This is a genomic window from Mesorhizobium newzealandense (assembly GCF_042682145.1).
Classification (GTDB): domain Bacteria; phylum Pseudomonadota; class Alphaproteobacteria; order Rhizobiales; family Rhizobiaceae; genus Mesorhizobium; species Mesorhizobium newzealandense.
In genome coordinates this window covers 220,016-244,569 of the sequence record NZ_JBHUGZ010000030.1, presented here as the reverse complement: position 1 = coordinate 244,569, position 24,554 = coordinate 220,016, and the positions used below count along the sequence as shown (strand labels likewise).

At 57.8% G+C, this 24,554-nt stretch carries 19 protein-coding genes; 6 read left to right on the top strand and 13 right to left on the bottom strand.

Translation table 11 applies throughout. From position 1 onward, the window contains the following. The first annotated feature begins 199 nt into the window (after positions 1 to 199). On the top strand, positions 200 to 1,342 hold the full coding sequence (locus ACFSOZ_RS35250) for a DegT/DnrJ/EryC1/StrS family aminotransferase (RefSeq protein ID WP_379105887.1): 1,143 nt from the start codon (positions 200 to 202) through the stop codon (positions 1,340 to 1,342). Positions 1,343 to 1,355: 13 nt separating this feature from the next. Here ACFSOZ_RS35250 and cysQ read toward each other — a convergent pair whose 3' ends face one another. Genes cysQ through ACFSOZ_RS35230 form a run of 4 tightly spaced genes read right to left on the bottom strand, consistent with a single transcriptional unit; the run spans position 1,356 to position 5,551 of the window. After that, the gene (gene cysQ, locus ACFSOZ_RS35245) at positions 1,356 to 2,168 is read right to left on the bottom strand and encodes a 3'(2'),5'-bisphosphate nucleotidase CysQ (protein WP_379106628.1); all 813 of its coding nucleotides are present in this window, start codon (positions 2,166 to 2,168) and stop codon (positions 1,356 to 1,358) included. Positions 2,169 to 2,178: 10 nt separating this feature from the next. Next, positions 2,179 to 4,116 carry a sulfate adenylyltransferase subunit CysN gene (cysN, locus tag ACFSOZ_RS35240; RefSeq protein ID WP_379105885.1) on the bottom strand — a complete coding sequence of 646 codons (1,938 nt, stop codon included), beginning with the start codon at positions 4,114 to 4,116 and terminating at the stop codon, positions 2,179 to 2,181. A 2-nt stretch (positions 4,117 to 4,118) separates the two neighbouring features. After that, a complete protein-coding gene (gene cysD / locus ACFSOZ_RS35235; protein ID WP_379105883.1) occupies positions 4,119 to 5,024 on the bottom strand; it encodes a sulfate adenylyltransferase subunit CysD in 906 nt (301 codons plus the stop codon). Positions 5,025 to 5,068: 44 nt separating this feature from the next. After that, positions 5,069 to 5,551: a hypothetical protein gene (locus tag ACFSOZ_RS35230; protein ID WP_379106653.1), complete on the bottom strand. Its 483-nt coding sequence runs from the start codon at positions 5,549 to 5,551 to the stop codon at positions 5,069 to 5,071. On the opposite strand from ACFSOZ_RS35230, the gene ACFSOZ_RS35225 reads away from it, so the two are divergent. Then, positions 5,499 to 6,851: an O-antigen ligase family protein gene (locus tag ACFSOZ_RS35225; protein WP_379105881.1), complete on the top strand. Its 1,353-nt coding sequence runs from the start codon at positions 5,499 to 5,501 to the stop codon at positions 6,849 to 6,851. The two genes, ACFSOZ_RS35230 and ACFSOZ_RS35225, sit on opposite strands and share 53 nt — an antisense overlap. Beyond that, on the top strand, positions 6,848 to 7,795 hold the full coding sequence (locus ACFSOZ_RS35220) for an NAD-dependent epimerase/dehydratase family protein (protein ID WP_379105879.1): 948 nt from the start codon (positions 6,848 to 6,850) through the stop codon (positions 7,793 to 7,795). Before ACFSOZ_RS35225 ends, ACFSOZ_RS35220 begins: the two co-directional genes overlap by 4 nt. A gap of 50 nt (positions 7,796 to 7,845) precedes the next feature. Here ACFSOZ_RS35220 and ACFSOZ_RS35215 read toward each other — a convergent pair whose 3' ends face one another. The 3 genes from ACFSOZ_RS35215 to ACFSOZ_RS35205 form a co-directional block, all read right to left on the bottom strand. Continuing rightward, a complete protein-coding gene (locus ACFSOZ_RS35215) occupies positions 7,846 to 8,385 on the bottom strand; it encodes a sugar transferase (RefSeq protein ID WP_379105877.1) in 540 nt (179 codons plus the stop codon). A 121-nt stretch (positions 8,386 to 8,506) separates the two neighbouring features. Continuing rightward, positions 8,507 to 9,439, bottom strand: coding sequence for a glycosyltransferase family 2 protein (locus ACFSOZ_RS35210; RefSeq protein WP_379105875.1), 933 nt, complete (start codon positions 9,437 to 9,439; stop codon positions 8,507 to 8,509). Between the two features lie 78 nt (positions 9,440 to 9,517). Then, complete coding sequence (locus ACFSOZ_RS35205; protein WP_379105873.1) at positions 9,518 to 11,506, bottom strand: UDP-N-acetylglucosamine 4,6-dehydratase; 1,989 nt, start codon at positions 11,504 to 11,506, stop codon at positions 9,518 to 9,520. A 259-nt stretch (positions 11,507 to 11,765) separates the two neighbouring features. Between ACFSOZ_RS35205 and ACFSOZ_RS35200 the strand changes: the two genes are divergently transcribed. Together ACFSOZ_RS35200 and ACFSOZ_RS35195 are read left to right on the top strand one after the other, a co-directional pair. Next, positions 11,766 to 12,641, top strand: a complete 876-nt coding sequence (locus ACFSOZ_RS35200; RefSeq protein ID WP_379105871.1) for an ABC transporter permease — start codon at positions 11,766 to 11,768, stop codon at positions 12,639 to 12,641. 134 nt (positions 12,642 to 12,775) lie between these two features. Next, complete coding sequence (locus ACFSOZ_RS35195) at positions 12,776 to 13,348, top strand: ABC transporter ATP-binding protein (protein WP_379105869.1); 573 nt, start codon at positions 12,776 to 12,778, stop codon at positions 13,346 to 13,348. A gap of 222 nt (positions 13,349 to 13,570) precedes the next feature. On the opposite strand, the gene ACFSOZ_RS35190 is transcribed toward ACFSOZ_RS35195, so the two are convergent. Then, the gene (locus ACFSOZ_RS35190; protein WP_379105867.1) at positions 13,571 to 15,412 is read right to left on the bottom strand and encodes a rhamnan synthesis F family protein; all 1,842 of its coding nucleotides are present in this window, start codon (positions 15,410 to 15,412) and stop codon (positions 13,571 to 13,573) included. Between the two features lie 408 nt (positions 15,413 to 15,820). Then, positions 15,821 to 16,960 (bottom strand): acyltransferase family protein, encoded by a 1,140-nt coding sequence (locus ACFSOZ_RS35185; RefSeq protein WP_379105865.1) that lies wholly within the window; start codon positions 16,958 to 16,960, stop codon positions 15,821 to 15,823. Positions 16,961 to 17,233: 273 nt separating this feature from the next. On the opposite strand from ACFSOZ_RS35185, the gene ACFSOZ_RS35180 reads away from it, so the two are divergent. Further along, positions 17,234 to 18,256, top strand: coding sequence for an IS110 family RNA-guided transposase (locus ACFSOZ_RS35180; RefSeq protein WP_379105863.1), 1,023 nt, complete (start codon positions 17,234 to 17,236; stop codon positions 18,254 to 18,256). Between the two features lie 283 nt (positions 18,257 to 18,539). Here the strand turns inward: ACFSOZ_RS35180 and ACFSOZ_RS35175 are convergent, their stop codons facing one another. The 4 genes from ACFSOZ_RS35175 to ACFSOZ_RS35160 form a co-directional block, all read right to left on the bottom strand. Then, positions 18,540 to 19,289 (bottom strand): class I SAM-dependent methyltransferase, encoded by a 750-nt coding sequence (locus ACFSOZ_RS35175; RefSeq protein WP_379105861.1) that lies wholly within the window; start codon positions 19,287 to 19,289, stop codon positions 18,540 to 18,542. 135 nt (positions 19,290 to 19,424) lie between these two features. Continuing rightward, complete coding sequence (locus ACFSOZ_RS35170) at positions 19,425 to 21,371, bottom strand: rhamnan synthesis F family protein (RefSeq protein WP_379105859.1); 1,947 nt, start codon at positions 21,369 to 21,371, stop codon at positions 19,425 to 19,427. A 41-nt stretch (positions 21,372 to 21,412) separates the two neighbouring features. Beyond that, positions 21,413 to 23,404, bottom strand: a complete 1,992-nt coding sequence (locus tag ACFSOZ_RS35165) for a rhamnan synthesis F family protein (RefSeq protein WP_379105857.1) — start codon at positions 23,402 to 23,404, stop codon at positions 21,413 to 21,415. 56 nt (positions 23,405 to 23,460) lie between these two features. Beyond that, positions 23,461 to 24,504, bottom strand: a complete 1,044-nt coding sequence (locus ACFSOZ_RS35160) for an NAD-dependent epimerase/dehydratase family protein (RefSeq protein ID WP_379105854.1) — start codon at positions 24,502 to 24,504, stop codon at positions 23,461 to 23,463. Between the last annotated feature and the right edge of the window lie 50 nt (positions 24,505 to 24,554).

Below are 24,554 nucleotides of genomic sequence, written 5' to 3'. Positions count from 1 at the left end.
GACCGCGCCGATCCGATATAAACTGATGGCGGCAGCTGCCGAAGCCCGGATTTCAGGCATCTCGCACGATCAAGCCGGAAATCCGAGGTAACAGACTGCGACACCTAGGCAATTCGCGGTTTTGCTGCTGCGGCTTTCTCGGCTGGCGCAACTCTGATACCAGCGGCCGGTTATCTGGCTAACCCGTTTTGAGGCCGACATGCAGTTCATCGATCTTGGCGCGCAGCGCGAACGAATCCGCGACCGGCTGAAGGCCGCGATCGACCGTGTCGTCGAAGAAGGCCGCTATATCCTCGGCCCGCAAGTCACCGAATTCGAGAATAAGCTCGCCGCCTATGTCGGGACCAAGCATGTCGTGGCCTGCGCCAACGGTACCGATGCGCTGCTGTTGCCGTTGTTTGCCGCCGGTGTCGGCCCGGGTGACGCGGTGTTCGTGCCAAGCTTCACTTTTGCCGCCACTGCCGAAGTGGTGGCGCTGGCCAAGGCAGAGCCGGTGTTCGTCGATGTCGACCCGCACACCTACAACATCGACATTGCCAGCCTCGAGGCGGCCATCGCCATGATCAAGAAGGAAGGCCGGCTGAAGCCGAAGGCAATCATTCCGGTCGATCTGTTCGGCCTCGCCGCGGATTACGATGCCGTCATGGCGATCGCCAACCGCGAAGGGCTGATGGTGATCGAGGATGCCGCCCAGTCGATGGGCGGCTCAAGCGACGGCAAGATGTGCGGCTCGTTCGGCGCGGTCGGTTCGACCAGCTTCTACCCGGCAAAGCCGCTCGGCTGCTACGGCGACGGTGGCGCGATGTTCACCAATGACGATGCGCTGGCCGAGCAACTGCGTTCCTTCGCCTTCCACGGCAAGGGCGAGACGCAGTACGACAATGTCCGCGTCGGCATCAATTCAAGGCTCGACACGATACAGGCGGCGATCCTGATCGAGAAGCTGGCCATCCTCGAAGACGAAATGGTTGCCCGTCAGGTGGTGGCAAACCGCTACGCCGAGGGGCTTGGCGACATCGTCACCGCCGCCCGCAATCTGGACGGCAGCCGGTCTGCCTGGGCGCAGTATGCGATCGAGACACCCAAGCGTGATGGGCTGAGGGCGCATCTCGGCGAAAAGGGCATTCCGTCGGTCATCTACTATGTCAAGCCGCTGCATGCCCAGGTCGCTTACCGCGACTATCCGCGCACGCCGACCGGTCTTGCCGTGTCGGAGGACCTGCCGAAGCGGATCCTGTGCCTGCCGATGCACCCCTATCTCAGCGAAGCCGACCAGGACCGGATCATCGAGACGATCCGCAACTATATCGGCTCAAATTCGGCGCAGGCCGCAGCCGAGTAAGCTGTCGGCCGCCTCAGGCGGGGCTGGCCTCGCCAGTCTTGCCGCTGGCCCCGTTCTTGCCGCTGGCAATGAAATGCGGATTGGCGAAATCCTCGTCATCACTTTGCTTGCGCTTGCCATAGACGAGGGGCTGGCCGTCCAGCGTGCGCGTCATGCCGCCGGCCGCGCGCAGCACGGCATCGCCCGCCGCCGTGTCCCATTCCATGGTGCGGCCGAAGCGCGGATAGACATCCGCTTCGGCGCTGGCGAGCAGACAGAATTTCAAGGACGAACCGACCGAGACGATTTCGGCCGCACCGAGATCGCGAATATAGGCTTCGGTTTCCGGCGTGTTGTGGGAGCGGCTGGCGACGACGGCCAATGGTTGCACAGCCGTTCTCACCGAGATCGGCCGGCGGCTTGTGATCTGGTAGTCGCCGTCGACCTCGATGGCTTCCGCCCTGCCCGGCCGCCCCGAAAAAAACTGGCCGCTGCATGGGGCGAAGACGACACCGACTTCCGGCACGCCATGACGGACAAGCGCGATGTTGACGGTGAAATCGGTACGGCGGTTGACGAATTCCTTGGTGCCGTCGAGCGGATCGATGAGAAAGAAAGCCCCATCCAGGTCGGGTGGCACGATGCCGGCGGATGCTTCCTCCTCGGCCACGCAGGGAATGTCGGGAAATGCGGCGCGCAATCCGGCGAGAATGATCTTCTCGCTCTCGCGGTCCGCCTCGGTCACCGGCGAGGCGTCGGACTTGCGGTCGACCGCACAGCCGGCGTGGAAGACACGCATCACCTCGCGTCCGGCCGCCAGCGCCAGCCGTTCGAAGATTTCGAGCATCAGCCTGTCGTCAGATGCCGCCGCCGTTGTCGTATTGGTCTTCGGCAATATCGCGCTCGTTCAGCCAGTGTTCCAGGGCGTCTACCATCTCTTCGGCCGATTTGCCGAGCGTCTTCAGATGGATTTCGGGTTCTTCCGGCGCTTCGTAAGGCGAATCCACGCCAGTGAAATTCTTGATCTCGCCATTCAGCGCGCGGGCATAGAGGCCCTTTGGATCGCGCCTTGCGCATTCCTCGAAAGGCGTGTCGACAAACACCTCGATGAATTCGCCGTCGGCCATCAATTCACGTGCCATGCGCCGCTCGGCGCTGAAAGGCGAGATGAACGAAACGATGACGATCAGCCCGGCATCGGCCATCAAACGCGCCACTTCGGCGACGCGGCGGATGTTTTCGACGCGATCGGCGTCGGTGAAACCAAGATCGCGGTTGAGACCGTGACGAACGTTGTCACCGTCCAGGATATAGGTATGGCGGCCGGTGGCGAACAGCTTCTTTTCGAACAGGTTGGCGATGGTCGACTTGCCGGAGCCCGACAATCCTGTGAACCAGAACACGGCGGGCCGCTGGTTCTTCATGTCGGCACGGACGCGCTTGCCGACATCGAGCGATTGCCAGTGGATGTTTTCGGCCCGGCGCAGCGAGTGCAGGATCATGCCGGCGCCGACCGTGGCGTTGCTGATGCGGTCGATCAGGATGAAGGCGCCGGTGGTGCGGTTCTCGGCGAAGGGATCGAAGGCGATCGGTGTCCGCGTCGAGATGTTGCAGATGCCGACTTCGTTCATTTCAAGCGACTTGGCCGCCTCATGGGCAAAGTCGTTGACGTTGATTCGGTATTTCAGGTCGGTGATGGTGGCGCTGGTCTGGTCGGTCTCGGTGCGCAGGATGTAGGAACGGCCGGGCAGCAGCGCATGTTCGTCGAACCAGACGAGGTTGGCGGCGAACTGGTCGGCTACCTGCGGCCGTGCGGCAGGCGAAACCAGCATGTTGCCGCGTGAAATCTCGACCTCGTCGTCAAGGACGAGGGTGACGGCCTGACCGGCCGCGGCCTGGCTGAGGTCGCCGCCATAGGAGACGATCCGCTTGACGCGCGAGGATTTGCCGGACTTGGCGACAACGACCTCGTCCCCGGGCGCGACCGAGCCGGACGCGATCGTGCCGGCAAAGCCGCGAAAGTCGAGATTGGGACGATTGACATACTGGACCGGAAACCGGAACGGCAGTTCGACCACCGCCTCGTCGACCGACACGGTCTCGAGATGCTCGATCAGCGTCGGGCCGGAATACCATTCCATGCTTTCCGAGCGGCGGGAGACGTTGTCGCCGTAGCGGGCGGACATCGGGATCGGCACGATGGTCTGGAAACCGAGATCGCGCGAGAATTGCCGGTAGGCCTCGGTGATTTGTTCGAAGATCGCCTGGTCGAACCCGACGAGATCGATCTTGTTGACGGCCAGCACGATGTGCCGGATGCCGAGCAGCGAGGCGATGATTGAATGGCGCCTTGTCTGGCGCAGCACCCCTTGCCGGGCGTCGATCAGCACGATCGCCAAATCGGCGGTCGAGGCGCCGGTCGCCATGTTGCGGGTGTATTGTTCATGGCCGGGCGTGTCGGCAACGATGAACTTGCGCTTCGGCGTGGCGAAGAAGCGATAGGCGACGTCGATGGTGATGCCTTGCTCGCGCTCGGCCTCGAGGCCATCGACCAGAAGCGCGAAATCGATGTCGTCGCCGGTCGTGCCATGCTTGCGCGAATCGCGTTCGAGCGCGGCGAGCTGGTCCTCGAAAATCTGCTTGGTGTCCGAAAGCAGGCGCCCGATCAGCGTCGACTTGCCATCGTCGACCGAACCGCAGGTCAGAAAGCGCAGCAGCGATTTCTTCTCCTGCGCCGCCAGATAGTCGCGGACGCCGTCAGTGGGTGCGAGGCTCTTTGCCATGATGTGGCGCATGGTCAGAAATACCCCTCGCGCTTCTTCTTTTCCATCGAGCCGGCTTCATCGCGGTCGATCAGGCGACCTTGCCGTTCGGAGGTGCGTGCGGTCAGCATTTCGCCAACGATGGCTTCCAGCGTGTCGGCATCCGATTCGATGGCGCCGGTCAGCGGATAGCAGCCGAGCGTGCGGAACCGCACAAGCCGGTTTTCCACCATCTCGCCGGGGCGCAGTTTCATGCGCTCGTCATCGCGCAGGATCAGCATGCCGTCGCGCTCGACCACCGGCCGCTGCTTGGCGAAATAGAGCGGCACGATCGGGATGTTTTCCTGCAGAATATACTGCCAGATGTCGAGCTCGGTCCAATTCGACAGCGGAAAGACGCGGATCGATTCGCCCGATGCGATGCGGGTGTTGAATATCTTCCACATCTCGGGTCGCTGGTTCTTCGGGTCCCAAACATGCTGAGCATTGCGGAAGGAGAATATGCGCTCCTTGGCGCGGGATTTCTCCTCGTCGCGGCGGGCGCCGCCAAAGGCGGCGTCGAAACCGTATTTGTCGAGCGCCTGGCGCAGCGCCACAGTCTTCATCACATGGGTGTGCGTGTTTGAACCGTGATCGAACGGATTGATGTTGTCGCGCACGCCATCTTCGTTGACATGAACCAGCAGATCGAAGCCCAGTTTCTGTGCCATCTGATCGCGAAAGGCGATCATCTCGCGGAATTTCCACGTCGTGTCGACGTGAAGGAAGGGGAACGGCGGCTTGGCGGGATAAAACGCCTTCATCGCCAGATGCATCAGCACGGACGAATCCTTGCCAACGGAGTAGAGCATGACCGGTTTGGCGAAGGAGGCCGCAACCTCGCGGAAGATGTGGATGGACTCGGCTTCAAGCCGCTGAAGATGCGTAAGCGCTATGGTCATGGACTGTGAGCGTTCTTTCGTGCCTTCCGACAGAAGACCTTGCCTCAAATCATCGAGCTTTTTGCGCCCGGTTCAAGCCTTGCTTCTGGACAATCTCTTTCGTGCCGGCGTTCTAGCAGATCGCCATTGTCGAGAACAATGCAAGACTGGCTCGGCGACGCACGGTTCGGGAATGAATTTTCCACAGGCACCGCAAAACCCGGAAATTCCTGCTCACAGGGCCAGCCGACAAGGAAAGCCGGGAAAAATATTGCCGGGCTGAACACACGAGCAGCCACCCGCATGCCTTCGCCAGGCGCCCGTCGATTTCTGATGGCAACCCAGCCTTGCCGCACTATCGAAAAAAGGGCCCAGCCGCTATACCGGCCGTTGAAGACGGGCACGACGCATGATGGAACACGTGCAAATTCGAAGCGGTCATATCCGTTTCCGCTAATGACACCTATCGCTCCCAGAGAATTGCGACCTAGAGCATTGAACCGGCTATCATCCATAAGACAGCAGCTCACGCCCTCGCGCGTGAACATCTACTTCTCCATCCTGTGCTTCTTTTTTCCACCGGTTCTGGGATCGGTGGTCAGTTTTGTTTTCAACGGCGGAGCCCTCGCGTCCGTCGTGCTGATTGCCACCGGGAAAAGGCGCTTCAACGCCGACCGGCCCATGATCTGGCTGACGGCCGCGATTTACGCCTACTGCGCGGCCAATCTCGTGGCTTCCCTCGTCAACAACTCGTTCGTCAGAGATGCGCCACACCTTATCCCGCTCGTCACCTTCCTGTTTTTCCCGGTCTCCTATTCGACCTGGAGCATCACGCAGAAAACCACGCTTGCCCGCATTGTCGTGCTCAGCAGCATGGTCGCCTGTTTTGTCGCGCTGCTCATGGCCGTCATCCAGCAGTATTGGGTCGGGGTCAGGGCCGAGGGCGGGGCCGGAAATCCGATCGTCTTCGCAACCGTCCTCTGCCTTGCCGTGGCGGTCTGTGTGGCCGGTGCCTTGTCAGGCATAGAGCGAGCCCGAAGCCCCCTGTTCTACGCCGCGCTGGCCGGGACGATCGCCATCATCTATTCCGGTTCGCGTATTGTGTGGCTGGCCCTGCTGATTGCCGGCGTCGCTGTTCTGCTGATCAACCGACACAGGCTCAGAGGCAGGAATGCCGTTCGCCTGCTGCATCTGCTGGTGGCAGTCGGCATCGTGATCGCCGCTTTCGGCTTCCAGGCGATCTCCGGGCGGGTCGACTTTCTGCATTCCGACTGGGATGAGATGGGGACCCACGGCAACTACGACACCTCGTTGGGAATACGCGTTGCGCTTTGGGACATCGGCCTCAAGGCATTCCATGCCATGCCAGTGTTCGGACACGGTGTGGGTGCGAGCCAGCTTTTGATCAAGCAGGGCTTTCATGATCAGTTCGCAATGGACACAGGCTTCAACCATTTCCACAACGGCTTCCTGACGGCCTTGGTGCAAGCCGGAATTCTGGGTGCTGCAACGCTGGCGGCGATCTTTGTCGTTGCCGCTGGAAATGCCGCCCGGGTGTTGCGGAACAGCAGCGATCCGGTCGAACGGTTCGGCGCCACCATGATTGTGATCGTCGTGATCACCTATCTCACAGCGGGGATGACGGGCATTCTCGTCGGCCATGACATTCTGGACTCGGTGCTGATGGTCTTCCTGGTGTGCGGAACATATCTTGCCTCCGGACGTCAGGCTCCGCTGACGGAAGAGCAAGCACTTCCGCAAGTGATGGAAGAGCAAGCACTTCCACCAGTGGGGGAGGAGCAGGCGCTTCCACCAGCCACCCAAGAGCCGTTGCGAGCAAGGCAATGAAAGTCCTGGTGACAGGCGCGACGGGTTTCATCGGACGTCTTGTCGTGCACCACCTTCGCCAGGCCGGTGCCGAGCTTCGCCTCGCCTCCCGTCACCCGGAGAGGCTTGGTCCGGGAAACGAGGCTGTGCCGATGCCCGGTTTCGATGCGCCGGCCGCAGCCTTCCTGGAACTGACCAGAGACGTGAACCACGTCGTCCATTGTGCCGGCCTGAACAATGACCAGGGCAATGCCACCGAAGCCGATTATCGGGCGGCCAATGTGGAATTGAGCGCGCGGCTGGCGGATGCCGCGGCCGCACAGGCGAGCGGACGTTTCATCCACCTGTCCTCGATCCGGGCCGTGATCGGCGCTCGCGTCAGCGCAACGATCGACGAGAACACGCTTCCTGCGCCGCAATGCGTCTATGGGCGCTCGAAGCGCGAAGGCGAGATCAAGGTTCTGGATGCCTATGCGTCGCACGGCCGTTCCGATGCCGCCGTGTTGCGCCTGCCTCCGGTCTATGGAAGCGGCATGAAGGGAAACCTGGCGACACTGATGCGCCTGGCTGATACGGCGCTACCGCTGCCGAAAGGCGCCTTGACGGGAATCCGCTCGCTGATGTCCTCCGAGGCTGCGGCACGAGCGGTGTCGCACCTGCTGATCCATTCGGGGTCACTTCGCCCGGTCTATATTGGCGCCGATGTGCCGCCGGTCGCGGTCGCCGCCATCATCGCCGCCTATCGCAGCGGTTTCGGACGGCCGAAGCGCCTGATCCCGGTACCCGCCGGCCTGATGCGGCCGGCCGCGGCCGTTCTCGGCAGGCGGGCGTTTTGGGACAGCATGACCGCGACGCAGATATGCGACCCTGCCCTGCTGATGTCGCAGGGGTGGGCGCCTGAATCCGGCACGCTGGAGCGGCTCGCCGAGCTGGCCCGGGTCAGCAAACCTCGACCTCTTGCTTGACCAAGATCTTTTGGCAAAAACCGGCTTCCACTTTTGGGATCACCGGCTGCTCAGCTTCGATAGAGCGTTCCAAACAGAATCCGAAGGTCGAGCCAGAACGATGCCGTCCTGAGATAGGCGGCGTCCGTTTCGGCCAGAAGCTCGGGGTTCGACATGTCGATGCCCCTGATCTGGGCCAGGCCGGTTATGCCCGGAAGTGCCGCCAAAACCCCCAGCCGCCTGCGACACTCGATCAGTTCCGTTTGAGTGGGCAAACAGGGACGCGGGCCGACCAGGCTCATCTCGCGCTTCAAAACATTCCAGAACTGCGGCAGCTCGTCGAGCTTGAACTTCCGCAAGACCTTGCCAACCGACGTCACAGAATTCGCGGGCGCCTCGTGCGTGGGCAATGACGGCGTTCCGACGTACATCGTCCGCAACTTGTGACAGCGAAAGGGCAAGCCGTCGCGGCCGACCCGCGTCTGCGAAAAAATAACCGGACCGGGCGACGATGCCCGAACGGCAAGGGCAGCGAGCACCAGAACAGGCGATGTGACCACCAGCAGCAGAGCCGCTCCGGCAAGATCGACGATTTGCTTGGTTGCCTTCATAAACGGCCGATCGTGCTCCCTGCCAAAGCCCCGAGGCGACGCCGCAGACGAAGCCCGTCAATCCGGTCGACGTAGCATGAGGTCATCTGTTGGCCAAGTACACCGTGAGCCCGTTCGATGCTCAGATGCGACCGAGGATGAACGCAAGATAGAGCCCCAGCGTGCCGGTAAACGTCTGTCGATAGACACCAGTTTTGCGCAAGCCGTGCAAACGCTGGAAAAGACTGCCCTGCCGCCCGTTTTTGAACAGGTCGACGCACGCCGCAGCATCCCCGGTCAGCAGGTCGCGATTGACGGCAAGTCCGTCAAGATTGCGATCCGTCCAGCCGGCGAACTCGCCCTTGAACAGACGACCAAGCCGGGAAAACCTTGCCCTCCACGACACGTTGGCGCCAACTAGGTTTCCCGCATGCTGCCGGTAGCGCACCAGCGGCCGCGGATCGTAGCGGACGATGCCGCCGGCGGCGGTCACCATGAGATAGGCCCACCAGTCGTGGCTGACGAACCCGGTCCGCGCGGAGGCCCTGGCCAGCAGGTCGCGTGCCGCGGCGTTGAGCAGGATGGTGTTGCCGCCGGCGATGCTTTGCACAAGCGCGTTGCGAAAGGATGGCGGCCGACGAAACAGCGGCGAATGGCCGACAAGGCTTCCCGTTTCTGTCATGGTCGCGGTCCGCGAGCAAAACATCAGCGGGGTTTTTGCGTCATAGGCCTGCATCCAGCTGATGGCGCTCTCCAGCCTGTCGGGCTCCCAGACATCGTCCTGATCGCAAAAGGCATAGCAGTCCGCATCGATGCGTCGGTCGAGGATCATCGATCGGAAATTGGCGGCGAACCCTTGCCGTGGCCCCTCCATCAGGGTCACTCGACCCTTGGGCCAGCGGGATTTCCATGTCTCGATGATGGCGATCGTGCCATCGGTGGAGCCGTCGTCGGAGATCCACAGGTCGACCAGGGGGTGCGACTGCGCAAGCAAGGATTGCAGCTGCTCCTCGATGAAGGCGGCGCCGTCTTTCGTGCCCATCAGGACTGCGATTCGCAGATCTTCTTTGCTCACGAGCTTCCAACATCCTGCAAGTGCCCAGGAATGGCTGGGCTTGTCCGATCCACGATCAAGATCGCTTTCTGAATTGAGTTAGCTCGCCTGCCCGGCCGTTTTCGGGATCACGTCCTGATGAATGCTCCCCCTGGCCTTCTTGGCGCGGTCAAGGCCTGCCAGCACGGCGAGTGCAGCAGCCTTGTCCTGGTTCTTCACCGACTGCTGCAGGGTCGTGAGCGCGGCCTGGACATCCGACCATTCCACGACATCCGTGCTCAGGCCAAAGATCTTCGAAATGCCAAGTTCGACGAGTTCCTCATCCTCGCCGTGCAGCATTTCGTGGAGCTTCTCGCCCGGCCTTATACCGGTGAACCGGATTGGAATGTCCGTGTATGGGCTCTTTCCGGACAGACGGATCATCGTTTCGGCCACTTCAAGGATCGGCACCGGCTTGCCCATGTCGAGCATGTAGACGGCATAATCTTCGCCGCTCTGCCGCGATGCGGCATCGGCAGCCGACATGATGACGAGATCGACGGCTTCGGCCACGGTCATGAAATAGCGTGTCATGCGCTTGTCCGTGATGGTGACAGGTCCACCGGCCTCGATCTGCGCCTGGAATATGGTCGCCACCGAACCGTTGCTGCCAAAGACATTGCCGAACCGGACGGCGACGAACTTGGTGACCGATCGACGCGCACCCGGCTCGCTCGAGGGCGTCCCATGCAAGGCGCTGACGATCTGTTCGGCAGCCCGTTTTGTCACGCCGAGCACCGATGAGGGATCCACCGCCTTGTCGCTCGATATCAGGACAAACTGCGCAACTCCGCATTTGGCGGCGACCTCGGCACAGACAAGCGTGCCGAAGACATTGGTCTGGATGGCCGAATCCCAGTTTTCCTCGAGCAGCGGGACATGCTTGAGCGCGGCGGCGTGAAAGACGATGTCCGGTCTGAATTCCGTGACGACACGCGTTATCTGGCGCCGGTCCGCGACATCGACGATGCGGACCTTGAGACGGTCGTGGTGCTTCTCGTCAATGTACTGGCTCAACTGGAAGATGCCGAACTCGGAGTTGTCGGCGACGAGCACCGCCTCCGCCCCCAACTCCAACGATCGTTTGACCAAGATTCGGCCGATCGACCCGGCACCGCCCGTCACCAGAACACGCTTGCCGCCAACAAAAGCACCGATACGCTCGACATCGGACGGCACTGTCGGACGGCGCAGGATCGTTTCCATCTCGACGGCGTCGAGAACCAGCTTCCCGTGCTGTTCCAGCTCCGAAAGACCGGAGAACTGCACGACGGCTATGTCGCCGTGCCGGGCGACGCGGACGAGCTCCGAATATTCCTCGATCTCCCGCTCGGCGCCGCTGCCGAAAATCAGCAAGTCCAGGCTCTTGGTGCCGCTCGCATAGTCTTCCAGGACGTCGATCAGACGCGGCTGGGTCGCAACCACGGCAACGCCTTGAATCCGTGTGCCCGATGGCACGCCGCGCTCGGTCGCCATGATCCCGGCGATGGAATAGTCCGCAGGCTCCGCCGTGCGCGTGAAGCGAATGATCAGGTCGGCTTCCCCGAGCCGGCCAACGAACAACGCTTGCTTGACCCGCGCCTTGTTGGTCTTGCCGCTCAGGATGCCCCAGCTCGCACCGTCACGCAGGAAGCGGTAGAACAGCCGCGGCGCCGATATGACCGTGAAGGAGACCAGGAAGAAGACGATGAACTGACGCTCATTGAGCCCTTGCACGGGCTGGAAAGAACGAACCAGCATCGAAGCGGCATACAGAGCGAGCGTCAAAATTGCGCAGCTCTTCAGGATATTGAAAAAGTCGGGCGTCGAGGCGAAGCGCCAGACGGTCGTATAGAGACCACAATACCTGAACAGAAAATGGCTGATGACAACAATGCCCGCCCAGGTTGCCAACCCCTGGTTGGAGAGCGGATCGAACGAAAGATTCGACCGCGAAAGCACAAGGCTGAGCGCCACAGCGACCAGGACCATGACCACGTCCTGGACCATGATGAAGGCGCGCCGCATCCCCGGCCTGAGTCCAAGTACAGCTTCGAGGTAAGAATTCATTGGACGGCACTAGACTCCAGGCTCACCCGACATGGATATCACCAAAGTGCGAACACGAAGACCATTCGTGGCCGATCACCTTTCTCAAAGTGCCATCCCCGGCCCCCGCCGTGCTGTATCGCATACTGCGGGCCCGAAGTCATAGCCAGATGTTTTTTCAAAAGTGCGAGAGGTCTTCGGATCTGACCTGACGCCCTATTCGCGACATTAAAACGCAGTGCGTTGCCATAAGCACGTCGCAATGGGTATGAAGAGGTCAGTGGCGGTTCATCATGGGCCTGAAGATTCGAACGGGGCTGGAAGAGATGAAGCGCCGGAACAACAGATTGCGACACTCCCAACAATGATTTCGGCATTAACCGGCGCGCTTGACGACATCTCGAAGGCCATGAGGTTGCACCGGGTCTGGATTGCGCTCGCCCATGAGGACATCGGCGACCAGCACAGACGCACGACCCTGGGACCACTTTGGATGCTGGTCAATTATTTCGCCTTCGTCGGCACATTTGTCTTTGTTTTCGTGACCAAAGACGCTGGCGACCCGAGTTACATCGCCTATGTAGCCATCGGCATGCTGGTGTGGTTCTATCTTAGCGAAACCATCACCATGAGCGTGTCCCTCTTCCAGCGCGAAGCGAGCTTCATTCAAGGCACGACGCTGCCGTTGTTCGTATATGTGATGCGATTGACGATGCAATGCATCATCCGGGCTGGTTATTCGATGGCGGGTTGCGTTCTTATCCTGCTGCTGGCCGGTTACGGGATCAACACAAACTGGCTGCTGTCGTTGCTGGGCCTGTTGCTCATCATCTTGGCAACTCCTGCACTCGTCACGCTCTTTGCGTTCCTGGGCGCTTTCTTTCCCGATAGTGAGTTCATCGTCGGGAACATGATGCGGGTGGGCATGTTCTTCACGCCGGTCTTCTGGGTCTATGGCGGGCAAGAAGGCGTTCAAAAATATGCCTACCATTGGAACCCGTTCACCTATTTCCTGGAGGGCGTGCGCGAGCCGATCACGGCGGGCATATTTCCGACGCACGCCTTGGTCGTGACGGGTTACGTCTGCCTCGGCGTCTGGGCCCTTGCGTTGCTGCTGCTGGGCCGTTATCGCAAGAGCATCGTTTTCCTGATCTGAGTTCCATGACCTCCATCAAACTGAACAATGTCAGCCTCGTGTATCGGCTGTTTGAAAAGTTGACGCTTTCGGCACCTGGCCGGCGTCGGAGCGCTCTCGGCGGCAACATAGCAAAGTCGGGCACCAGGCAGGTCGTGCAGGCGCTCGATGATGTCAGCTTCGAACTCAAGGCGGGCGACCGGTTGGGGCTTGTCGGCCCGAATGGCGCCGGCAAAACCACCCTGCTCAAGGTTCTCTATGGAATCTATCAGCCATCGGGCGGCACCATATCGATCGCGGGCAAGGTCGATGCCCTGTTCAACATCAGCATAGGGTTTCGCCCCGAGGCCACCGGGCGCAGAAACATCGTGCTGAGGGGGTTGATCAGCGGTTGGACCGCGGCCGAGATCGAAGAGAAGATGGAAGAAATAATCGATTTCAGCGAATTGGGCGACTTCATCGACCTGCCGTTCAAAGCGTACAGCCAGGGCATGGCGGCACGTCTGGCATTTGCTGCGGCGACCACGCTTGAGCCTGAAATTCTGCTGATGGATGAATGGATTGGCGCCGGCGACGCATCATTCCAGGAAAAGGCCAAACGGCGGATGGACGAACTGGCGGAAAAGGCCGGCATCATCGTGCTGGCCAGTCATGATCACACGCTGATCGAGCGCGTTTGCACGAAGAGACTGACACTTCAAGCCGGCCGGGTGGAGTCGCTGACTTAAGTCGCCTGGCGATTGTTTGCCTCGTATCCGCGGCTTTGAAGGAGTTCCTGCGAACAGGTGGCATATGTCACCGAGTGCCTGGCAGGGTGCGCCGAAGATCTGGCTGCCGTCTGCACGGGTGCCGAAACCTTACACTCATGGCTCCCCGAGTGAATTCACTTTGAACGCCATCCATTCAGGGCCGCGTGGCGCCTTGTCCGAGCGAATTGCCCAGACTTGTGCTCAGTTTGTTGCGCCGCGACCAAGTGTGGTTAGCCATCGCAGACCGCGAAAGAGCGGCCTGAGGGCCCTGAACGCTGTTGGCGATCTAAACAAGATTGCTCTCTTGATCGAGAAGACGAGACCACGAAAGGATCTTGCCACTCCCAGGTTTCCGAATTCCGCCGGCGATCCATTCGCTAACAATGCTTGCAATTTGGCCTCCAACATCACGTAGTTGTGAGCTGCGTGACCCGCGGTCACTACGTGTCGGAAGGTATATCCGGCGTCGATTGCGACATAGGCGATGAGCCGCTCTATGGCGTGAACCAGGCTCCCATCCCGATAATCCATGTTGGCAAAATCGTCCCAGCTCCATCCATGTTCGAAAAGCTTCCTTAGAGCTGCAGGACGAAACCAGTACATTCCACCATAAGGCGCAACGGGCGTATTGTCGTCCAGATGCACGATCAGGCCGAGCTGGTTGGCCAGCTTTGCAACGTTGCCTTTGTTGCCAAACCATGAGTTTCCCATGGTCGCATAGCCAATATGGATCATCGGCGGTATGACGAGGCCAAGCGCTGGATTTTTAGCAAAAAGCTCAAGCAGATTTTCAACATATCCAGGGGTGTGAAGAAGGTTCTCAAATGTGTGAAGCTTGAACAACTCCCCCTTTGTACCGTCTTGGGCAGATCGCTTGGAATGGATCCGGCAGATCAGGTCGTAGCGGTCCTCGAGTACGTAGTCCCGACACCCGATGAGGAGAGCGGAGGTATCCCTGCCGTCGTTCTCGACAACCAGAACGACGCCATTTCCGACGTTCGGCGCCTTCGCGATTGCTTGCTGGATCAACGCCTGCTTGTCTGCATTGTCGGTCGTGACGATCAGGTCGTAGCCCTTCGGCACGTTTTCGGCGTAGCCTAGAATCTCATCGATCATGTCGACGTGATATACATGCGCGAGAACCGCTATCCGATAATCGTCCCAATTCCTTGGCGCGCCAATACGTGTATCCGGCAGGACGGAGAGCAACGCGGCATTGCCATTTAGCGTACGAGGCGGGCCCAGACGGCCAACGCTCTTCCATACCAGCGACAAATCATAATCTGATTGCTTCTCTACTATCTCCAAAGCACGCGGCAGGTTGATGGCCTCGCGCTCGAGAAACAGCGTGTCTTGAAAAAACAGCCGCTTCTTCAGGATCGGGCTCCGATCCTCCAGCGTTTTGTCCGGCTCCATCAGAACTGGATATGCCGTCTTATATCGTTCGGGATCGAGCAAAACCGAACATGTGTAGCCCAAGGCTTGGAAATGCCCTGTGAACACCGTCTCGTGCTTCGCGATTGAATCCATATAGGAGTTGATGGGCACCATCTGGGTCCAATAGTCACGAAACGCCTTCGACTGATGCAAGGACCGCCGCACGGCGATGAAATGGGAGTTGAGATGGAAGGGCAGTTCCGCTTTTCTGACGTCGATCGGATTGGGCCGTATCGCGCCGTGAGCGGAGATCCCCCAAAAGTCACATTGGCGTTGGTCCATCTCGGAGAACATTTCCGAGAAGGGGAAAATCGGCGCGTAGAAAGTGTGGTTAAAAAGCAAAATCTCGTCGAAGTGTGAAAGTTCGTCCCAGCCGATATGTTCGAGCGCAGTCCGATAGGCCCATACATCGAACCCTTTGTTTTCCCTGATCAGGAAGCTGTCGGCAGCTTCGGAAAGGCGAGACTGGGCCTCTTCGTCCACCGGACCGTTGCAGACCACCAGCAGTTTCTCGACAAAAGGCCTGATCGACGCAATCAGGTGAAAATAATAATCATCCATCTTGCCGTACTGGTCGTAGTAAAATGCAATTGCCAGACGTCTCATCGACCTATCTCTCTCGGGTGCAAACGGCACCTAAAAATCAAACTGGAAAGCGGTCCTCGATACATCAACATCCGGAATGCTGGAGGACGCTCCGATATGGGATCGATGGTGGCGCTGACCACATGCTGCCAAGCAAACGTCATCGAGGGATGATGTTTCCGGGTCGCTTCATAGAAGTCGGTAACAGCGTCGAAAAAACAGGCATTCCAAGGCCGCTGGTTAGAATGGGCGCCATCCCGCAGGTGTCAGGCGCACGCATTAAACCATTCGGTGCCGATAAAAAAGGCCGCAGAAATGCAATCTCCTATTCGGCGCTCACGTGTGGCTTGTTGAATGAACCCTTGCCTTGGCCATGGCCCAGATGTCCAGAGCGAACACCCCCAAGAAGCCTTAGGAAGGAACAATCCGCTACCCCCCTGAAGACTCCGCGAGGACCGCCTCCCCCCTTGGAATCGGGTCGACCTTCTTGCGGCCGGCAACCCGAGACGAAAAACGCTTGCCCCACTTGTTGATTGGATCCTCAACAAAGTAATTCAGCAGGAAGGCGGCCGGGATCACCAAGGCCAAGGTCATCGCCAGACTGAGCATGAAGGCAATCGTCTGATCCGCGACCAACCCCTGGATCGACCTCATCGTCGGAATGAGCACGACGATAAAGAGGCTGTGAAGAAGATAGACCGAGTAACTGATTCTCCCCAGCCATGCCGAAACAGGATTGACGATCGCAGCAACGGGGAAAAGGCCAAGCCCGACGACCAACGCGCCAAACATCACCCCTTCCCAATAATATTTGTCGAATATCGCGACCTTATTTGCGGTGATTGCAAAAAACATCACAGGCACAAACGCCAGAAGAGCCAATCCTATCTGCTTCCTTTCCGGACGCTTTTCCAATATCGGCAACAAGTAAAATGCGATAAGGCCGAACGTAAAAATTGGGGCGCGATAAAGAATTGAATATATATAGTAGTTAAATGGATCGGCAACAAACAGATTTACATTCATAAAGAAAATAGTAGCTATACTTATAGAAACAAAAAACACAGAAACCGATAGAATTACACCTTTGGCAAATCGATACAACAAGGGGAATATCATGTAAAATACCATTTCCACTCCAACCGTCCAACCCGCCGGGACGATGGAAGTCTGGTAACCTGGAACCAGGTTAAACAGAAATGTCATATTCAATAGGATCGATTTGCCATCGATCTTTACGCCGCTGAAGTTGTGAATGCACATGACCACGATGATCAAGTAAAATAGAGGAGCAATCCTAAAAAACCGCCGCAGCGCAAACCCCAGCATCGGGCGAACTTCGCGATCATGAACCGGCATACTGAGGCAGAGTGAAAACGCACTCACCACGAAAAACAGATCCACTCCCATGGTGCCGTTTACGACGAACAGATCGAGAAACGGTGCAACTTGAAGACGCGGAGATGGAAGCATCGCTACGTGCACAACGACGACCCAAATGGCCGCCAGCCCACGCAAGGCGTCCAAGAAAGGCACCCGGTTCGGGGCTGCGTTGTAGCTGCCTGCCAATTGATAACCTCATCGGAACTCTGGCAGCACCCCTACTTGGAACACCACGACTGCGCAACCTGTCGGCTTTGGGAGGGCATCATTTCGGCAACGGCTACGTTAAGTCCGGCGCCACCATCGACACTGCGGGGACTATGATTGCCAGCAGACAGCATACCATTGGCAGCAATTTAATCTGTTCCGGAGGTACATCCAGTCAGCTTTTGATGCGGTGGACGGCTCTCCTCCCTTCCTGCGGTATGATCGCGGGATTAGAGCTGGAGGAGCGCTATGATGAGCAACGTTACGACAATCGGTCTGGATATTGCGAAGTCCGTGTTTCAAGTCCACGGCGTGGATGCGGCTGGTGAGGTTGCAGTTCGCAGGAAGTTGACACGTGGGCGTGTGCTGCCGTTCTTTGAGAGCCTGCCGCGTTGCCTGGTCGGAATCGAAGCCTGCAGTTCGTCGCATTATTGGGCGAGAGAACTGACTGCACGTGGCCATGATGTGCGGCTGCTGCCGGCACAGTATGTGAAGCCGTATCTGAAGCGGCAGAAGAATGATGCTGCAGATGCAGAGGCGATCTGCGAGGCCGTGACAAGACCGACGATGCGCTTCGTGCCGGTGAAGTCGCCCGAGCAGCAGAGTGTGATGATGCTGCACCGGGTTCGATTGATGCTCAACCGCCAGCGGACACAGATATCGAACGCGTTGCGGGCGCACCTATCTGAGTTCGGGGTCGTGGCGCCGATCGGGCGTAATGGAATTGAGCAACTTCTGGTGGTCATCAACGACGAGAACGATGCCAGGATACCGGCCGACGCACGGCTTTGCCTGAGGATGCTGGAAGCACAGCTTCGTGTCGTGAAGGAACAGATCCTCGAAAACGATCGCCGGGTCCGTGCGAGTGCGCGAGAGACCGAATTGGGTCGCAGGTTGATGGAGATTCCGGGCGTTGGCCCGCTGCTGGCGAGTGCGTTCGTTGCGACCGTCGCCGATCCGCACGCATTCAAGTCGGGGCGATGCCTCTCGGCTTGGATCGGGCTCGTGCCGAAGCAGAACTCTAGCGGGGGCAAGGAGAAGCTCGGCAGCATCTCCAAGGCCGGCAATCGCTACCTGCGACAGTTGCTCGTGGTCGGCGCCATGGCGGTCATCCGCTATGCCGAACGGAACGGGACCAGGCGGCCATGGCTGGTGCAACTGATGGCGCGGCGAACAACCAAGGTCGCGGCGGTTGCGCTGGCTAACAAGACAGCCCGCATGGTCTGGGCATTGATGACCGGCGGCGAGCGCTACAGGGAGCCGGTCATCGCATAGAACGAAACAAGGCGCGGGATCGCCAACGAGGTTGGAAAGGGCGGACAGGAGCTAATGCACAAAGCCGGTTGAAACCGCCGGATCAGGAAAACCCACTGGGGCCGTGCACTATAAGTGCGAGCTTTCGATCGGGACCTGAAACGCGCGAATGGCATTATGGCCAGCGGCACATGAAAGGCCGCACCTACAGGTCGGATACATGGCCGCACCAACCAGCAACTGCAAAAGCTCACAAATCCCTTGCCAACGGAGAGCCGTCCATACACGGCCCCCAGCCGTCGCTTCAAACCAGCCGTCGCTTCAAAATTGCGCAGAATTCAAAAGTGTTGTGCGGCGTGGCATAGATTTGCTCCACGTCCAACCCAATGAGGCCGAGATTGGAAAGTGCCTCTATCCCCGTGCGGAAACTTTGGGGTGTAAATTGCCAAGCGTGCACATCGATGTAGGCCCCGCCGGAATTGTCGTACCCGCTCATGGCCGAAGAAACAGTCGTCAGGTCATGCCGAAATTTTGGTACCCCGTGATCTCCGATCCAATGGCGCGCCGCGTCATTGTGCGTGGTTAGAGCTATGTGTTCGATGACGCTCTTTGCGCTGTGAACCCTGTTGCCCCGAGCATTGATGAAATCGGCAATTGAGCTCTCTGGAATGAAATGATCGAAGCAATAGCGCTTGTCCGGGATAATCAGGAGGTATCTGCCGGTCGGCACGAGAATCCTCGCCACCTGGTTCAGATGGTAGATCAGATCCGGTTGATGCTCGACGCAGTGACTGCTCAGGCAAAAATCAAATGTCTCGCCCACGATACTCAAGTCACCATTGCTGGAGACGTAGTGAATATCGACAGGGCTAGAGTAAGCATAGCCGATCGCGTCCGCCCTCTTGATCAGTCCCTGTTTGTCCATGACGTCGAAATATTTTACATTTGGGCCACGCAGGGTTGGATTCGTGAAAGGCCCCAGTTCGAGGGTTGATCCGCGACCAACAAGGGAAGCGAGATCGTTTCGGTTGAACTCTGGCGGAGCGGCGTCCATGTTGAATTCCTCGGTTGGTTCGGCTTCATGTGGCACGCTTGGGATGTGACGTAGCATCCGCGCTTGAGGCTGAAAATTCCACTGATGGATGAGTGGATTGGCGCCTGAGACGGCGAAAAGCGAAACTCTTTTCCGCTATCTGCCATTGCGCCGAGAATTTGGTTTCAAGACCGCCCTCATGCCGCGATAGATCGGCCTTAGAATTTTGAACAGCATAGGCACCCTGAACTTCAGAGAGCTCTTGATGGCAAAATTGAGTTCAGCCAGAGCGTGTTTCACTGACTTCAGCGTCAGTGGCATCTGCATCGCCGACAGCTGCATCGCTGACGCTCCCAAGGGATAACCGGCGTTCTTCCACTCAGACAACATTTGATAGTGCAACGGAAAGTCGTTTAGCGGCAACGCGCCGACAAGCTTTTGCATCTTGAACTCGAGCATGGCGTAGTTGTGCGCCGCCTGATGCGCACACACAATGTGCTGCGTTGTGTAACCCGCATCCTGGGCCGTATAGGCGATCAACCGCTCCAGCGCGTGAGCCAGACCGCCGTCGACATGATGCGGTTCGGCATTGAAGTCTTCCCATTTCCACTTGTGTTCGAACAATTTGCGCAAGGCGCGTGGCCGGAACCAGAACATGGTGCCATAGGCGGCGACCGGAGTGTCTGGATCGAACTTGACGTCGATCTTCAACAGGCGCGCGGTTTCCTCGACCTTGGGCCTGTTGGCGAACCAGACATGCCCCATGGTCGGGTAAGAGATATGAATTATCGGCGGAACGACGAGACCGATCGAAGGGTTGTCGTGGAACATGTCCAAGACGTTTTGAGCGTAGCCACGGCTATTCAGCAAATTGTCGAGCAAATGCCGTTTGAACAGGTTGCTGTTCGACGCCTGCACCTGGGGCGACTTTTTCGTATGCAAGCGGCAGACATAATCATAGCGATCGCCGACCAGCAGGTCGCGCAGGGAGATGAAAAGCGAGGACATGTCGCGGCCGCGGTTCTGTTCGACGACGCGGACGATGGCCTTGTTTATGCCAGGGCGTCTTGCCACGGCGGCTTCGATCTCGGCCTTTTTTTTCGGCGTATCCGTGGTGGCGATGAAATCGTAGGGGACCGGAATGTTCCCGGTCCGATCCAGTATCTCGTCGAGCATTTCGGTGTAGTAAATATGCGCGCAAACGGCCACCTTGCCGCAGTCGGCGGGAGCATCGTCGTCTTTGATCCGTTGGTCTGGCAGGACGCTCATCAGCGCCGCGTTGGTGTTGAGGTTCCTTAATTCCGAAATGCGTAGAACGTTGCGCCAAATCAGATTCATGTCGTAGTCGGATGTCTCCTTGAGCACCCGCAAAGCGCGTGGCAAATCGACGGGATTATGCTCGAGGAACGCCGGATCATGAAAGAATAAACGTCGCTTTAGCAGTGGAAAGCGGTTGATGATTGCTTCATCCACGTTGATGAACGCTGGGTAGTGCGAGCCATATTTCTCCGGATCAACATACGCTTCCGCCGAATAGCCAAGATCTGTAAAATGCCTCGTGAACTGTGATTCATGAAGCAGAACGGCATCCACGTACGTTTTTATTTCCGGCAAGTTTGTCCAGTATTTTTTGAAGGCATCCGATTTCAGCATGCCTTTTCGGATGGCGATAAAGTAGGTTTGGAGATGCCAGGGCAGATGACCTGTTCCGGTAAATGGATTTGGCGTCATTTCCTTATGCGCGGCGCTGCCCCAGAAGTCACAATCCCGGCTTTCCATTTCCAAAAACATTTCCGAGAATGGAAAAAGGGGCCCGTAACACGTATCGTTCAGCAAAATTAGTTCGTCGTATTTGGAAAGAGCATCGTAGCCGATGGCGTCAATTCCAGCCTTGTATCCCCAAACGTCGAATCCCTCATTCTCGCGCACCAGAAGCTGATCGCAGCTGGCTTTCACCGCTATTTCGGAATGTTTGGACAGGTCTCCGTTGGAAACGACAATGACCTTGTCGACAACCTCTCGCAGTTTCTCGAGCAGAAAGATGACATAGTCATCTGCAATCCCGCGTTCGTTGTAGAGAGAAAACACTGCAATACGGCGCAAATTGATACTCCTGCCAATTTATACCATAAATATCACTAATTCTATTGTCGCGTCGTGCGCCGTTCATCACGCCGCGAACCAGGCTTCAAAACCGCCCTCGTGCCGCGATAGAATGGCCTGAGTATTTTGAAGATGACGGGCACTCTGAATTTCAGAGAGCTCTTGATGGCCAGATTGAGTTCGGCCAAAGAGTGCTTCACCGACGTCAGGGCCACTGTCTCCGTGATTGGCGTCGGCGTCACAGCCCCAGCCCCAGCCGCCGCGGGATGGTTGCCCATGGGGTAGCCGGCTTTTTTCCACTCAGACAATATATGGGACTGCCACGGGAAGTCGCCCGGCATCGCGCTTGCAAGCTTTTGCAGCTTGAATTCCAACATGGCGTAGGTGTGCGCGAGCTGATGCGCGCACACAATGTGCTGTGTGGTGTACCCGGCATCCTGAGCCGCATAGGCCATCAGCCGCTCAAGCGCATGAGCCAGATCGCCGTCGTCAAAGTACGGCTCGGGATCGAAGTCTTCCCATTTCCACTTGTGTTTGAAAATTTTGCGCAAGGCGCGCGGCCGGAACCAGAACATGCCGCCATAGGCAGCCACCGGAGTGGTGTCATCGAACTTGACGTCGATCTTCAACAGGCGCGCGGTTTCTTCAACCCTGGGCTTGTTGCGAAACCATGAGTGCCCCATGGTTGGAAACGAGATATGAATCATCGGCGGAATGGCGAACCCGATCGAAGGGTTGTCGTGGAACATGTCCAGCACATTTTGAACGTAGCCACGGCTGTTCAGCAAATTCTCAAACATGTGACGCTTGAACAGATTGCCCTTGGATGCCTGCACCTGAGGGGTTTTTTTGCTATGCACGCGACAGACAAGGTCATAACGATCGTCGACCAGCAGATCGCGCGTGGCGATGAAAAACGCCGACATGTCGCGCCCGCGGTTCTGTTCGACGACGCGGACGATGGCTTTCTCTATGCCAGGGCGCTTCGCCAGGGCGGCTTCAATCTCAGCCTTCTTTTCCGGCGTATCCGTGGTGGCAATGAAATCATAGGGAACTGGAATGTTCCCGGTCAGATCCAGCATCTCGTCGATCATGTCGGTGTAGTAGATATGCGCGCAAACAGCCACCTTGCCGTAGTCGGCAGGGGCATCGGCGTTTTTGATCCGCTTGTCCGGCAAGACACTCATCAGTGCGGCGTTGCTGTTGAGATTTCTCAGTTCCGAAACGCGTAGAACGTTTCGCCAAATCAGATTAAGGTCATATTCGGATGTTTCTTTAAGCACTCGCAAAGTGCGTGGCAGATCGATCGCATTATGCTCCAGGAAAGTTGGATCATTAAAAAACGCACGTCGCTTTAGCAATGGAAATCTATTGATGATTGCTTCATCAACGTTGATGAACGCGGGATAGTGCGAGCCATATTTCTCCGGATCAACATACGCTTCCGCCGAATAGCCAAGATCTGTAAAATGCCTCGTGAATTGCGATTCATGAAGCAGAACGGCATCCACGTAAGTTTTTATCTCCGGTAAGTTCTTCCAGTATCTCTTGAAAGCCTCCGATTTCAGCATCTCTTTCCGGATAGCGATGAAGAACGTCTGAAGATGCCACGGCAAATGACCAGTTCCGGTAAATGGATTTGGCGTCATTTCCTTGTGGGCAGAACTGCCCCAGAAATCACAATCCCGGCTTTCCATTTCCGAAAACATTTCCGAAAACGGGAAAAGAGGTCCGTAGCAAGTATCGTTCAGCAGGATGAGTTCGTCATACTTGGAAAGTTCATCGAAGCCGATGGCTTCCATTCCGGCTTTGTATCCCCCGATATCAAATCCCTCGTTCTCACGGATCAGAAGCTGGTCACATACCTTATCCACCGCAACTACAGAATGTTTTGAAAGATTCCCATTGGAAACAACAACAACCCTCTCGACCAGTTCTCGCAGCTTTGTAAGCAGATATATGACATAGTCGTCTGCGACGCCACGTTCATTATACAGAGAAAACACAGCAACCCGGCGCAATACAGAGCTCATTTCTCGTTCCCTCAAGAAATCCAGATTGCCAAACCAATTCTAGATGCAAGGCCTTTTTAGCCGAGTTGTGAATCTATCCATTCGGAAAGCTGGCCGATCCCCTCGTCCACACTTTTCAAAGGTCGCCATTCCAGTTCGCGGACCGTCCTGTCAATGTTGGCGACAGCGCAGCGCACGTCGCCGTTGCGGAACATGCCGTTGACGCGCGGCTCCGGCGCTCCATACCGCTTTGCGATGATCCTCGCCAGATCGAGAACCGTGGTCTTGGAACCGGTACCGACATCATAGGCGAGCGACTGTGACAGATCCGTGGCTGTGGCTTTGTCGAGGGCCGACGCCACATCATCGATGAAAACAAAGTCCCGTCCGATATCACCGTCCTCATAGATCGGGATGCTCTTGCCTTCCTTGGCCATCCTGATGAACAACGACACAATTCCCGTGTAGCTGTTCGTCAAAGACTGGCCAGGACCATATACGTTCTGAAGGCGAAGCACGTTGACGATCGTTCCGAACGACAGGGCCCAGGCTCGCAATATCTGTTCCTGGGTTAGTTTCGTTGCTCCATAGATACTGGTTGGATTTGGTATGGTTTTTTCCGCGTCCATGGGGAGAGGTTCAAGCCCGGGAAAATCCCATTCCGCGCGCTCAAGCTGCTGCTTCGATCTCTGACCCGGATACGTTACCGCGCCTGCCGTCTTGGACCGCCACGCCCCTTCTCCATAGACGGCGCGGCTCGAAGCCAGAACAAAGCGCTCCGGGACGTGCGATACCGCAGCGAAAGCATCCAGCATGCGGGTTGTGCCAAGGACATTCACAATCGCGTGGCGAGAAGCCTCCGTGAGCGACTGCCCGGTGCCCGTTTCAGCCGCCAGATGCACCACAATTTCCGGTCGGGCGGTTTCCAATGATTGCGCCCAGGTAGACGCCTCGGTCACATCGGCAACCATGAGTTCAACGCGAGGGTCAAGTTCGGCGGGACGTTTCCGTTCAGCGTGAATCTGCGGATGCAAACTGTCGATGACAATTACACGGTCGAAACGGTTGGCCAATTTGGTGGACAGCGCACATCCAATGAATCCGGCTCCACCGGTCACCATACATATTCTGGACATTCAAACAGTATTCCAAGTTTCATTGGCCCGGCTGT